Source organism: Pseudoalteromonas sp. SWYJZ19, assembly GCF_015864375.1.
In the GTDB taxonomy this organism is placed as follows: domain Bacteria; phylum Pseudomonadota; class Gammaproteobacteria; order Enterobacterales; family Alteromonadaceae; genus Pseudoalteromonas; species Pseudoalteromonas arctica.
On record NZ_JADYXI010000055.1, the window covers coordinates 1 to 1,297 of the forward strand.

General features: G+C 38.9%; 1 protein-coding gene and 2 pseudogenes. All 3 read left to right on the forward strand.

From position 1 onward, the window contains the following. Positions 1 to 500, forward strand: a pseudogene (locus I6F45_RS21200) (hypothetical protein); the annotation flags it as partial. A gap of 1 nt (position 501) precedes the next feature. Beyond that, positions 502 to 888, forward strand: a complete 387-nt coding sequence (locus tag I6F45_RS21205) for a hypothetical protein (protein WP_197120245.1) — start codon at positions 502 to 504, stop codon at positions 886 to 888. 137 nt (positions 889 to 1,025) lie between these two features. Beyond that, positions 1,026 to 1,297 (forward strand): annotated as a pseudogene (locus tag I6F45_RS21210) (hypothetical protein); the annotation flags it as partial.

Consider the following 1,297-nt stretch of genomic DNA (forward strand, 5'->3'; position numbering starts at 1 on the left):
GACCGCAAATTCATCATAGCGGCGCTGCTTTTTTACTGCCTGGTGATAAAGAGTTTTTAGCGATAAAGCACGATGGCTTTTGGATACATAAGTTTAATGGTGAAATAGTACGCAAAGTTAATTTTGATTTTCCACGTAAATGGGAAATGAAGAACCACCGTATTTCACCCGATGGCAAATATTTAGCGTTTATGACGCATGTTAGACCAAAAGCACATTTTCACTGGGTGAATATTGCTAATCCGGAAATAAAGAACTCAGAAATAGGGGAAGGTAATGGCGTTATTTTCTCTGATAAAGAAGATTATCAACTGGAATATACCAATCGCAATTTACCTGAGCGTAATGAGAAAGGGTGGTTCCTTTCCGAGCGTATTACAAGAACAATAAACATAGTGACAGGCGAACAATCAGAAGCATTAGAGCAAGAGAATAATATTTGGGGTATGGGCTCAATATATCCTATAGCAATTACTAATTCGGCAATGCAAGGAAGTTAATATGGATGAACTAAGCAAAGGATCTGCAAGCCCACTGGTGTATTTACTAACTGGATATGTCGAGAATAACAAACCGGTGGGCAAATTAACACCGATAGCAAATAGATTTGTGGTGGCTGAACAGTCTAAGTCGGCTGTTTATGATGTAAAAAAGCCTACTGTATTAAAAACAAATAAAGCTGGTATTTTATCGTCGATAAACAATGAATCACTAGAGACGCGCCAGCCATTTCATGCCTACACGGCTAATAATCAACGGCCTATTATTATCCCGCCAAAGGAGTCCATTGGCCTCATTGCTAATAATAACCCTAATGGATGGGCTAAAGAGTTTGTTGATAATTTAAAAAATTCCAGTAGCACAAATACACCGTTTACTTATCAGTAATTTAACACTCTCGATTGAAGTGGCAGAAATAGCAGAAGAGTAAGTACGAGTACTTTGACTCAATAATACAAGTTTTAATGAGTGCACTTATTTATATTACCTCGTAAATAAGTGCATGTAGTAAAAGGATAGTTTTAATGGCGTTTTTAAAAAATCACAACGTGCTTTGCGCCCTCAGCGTTTGCTTTAGCTTATTGTTAGGCGGTTGCTCAGAGCCCTCACCGCAAAGCTCACCACAAGTAGAGGTTGATGTTGCTAAATACCCATGGGCTAAAGAGCACAAAAATTATCCAGAGTGGCCACTCGAAATACGCGAAGAGGTGTACGGCGATGCAGATACATTTTCAACCCCGCGGTTAATGTTTTGGAATAAATATAAATACAGTGAAGTGCGCACGCTTTGGTCATC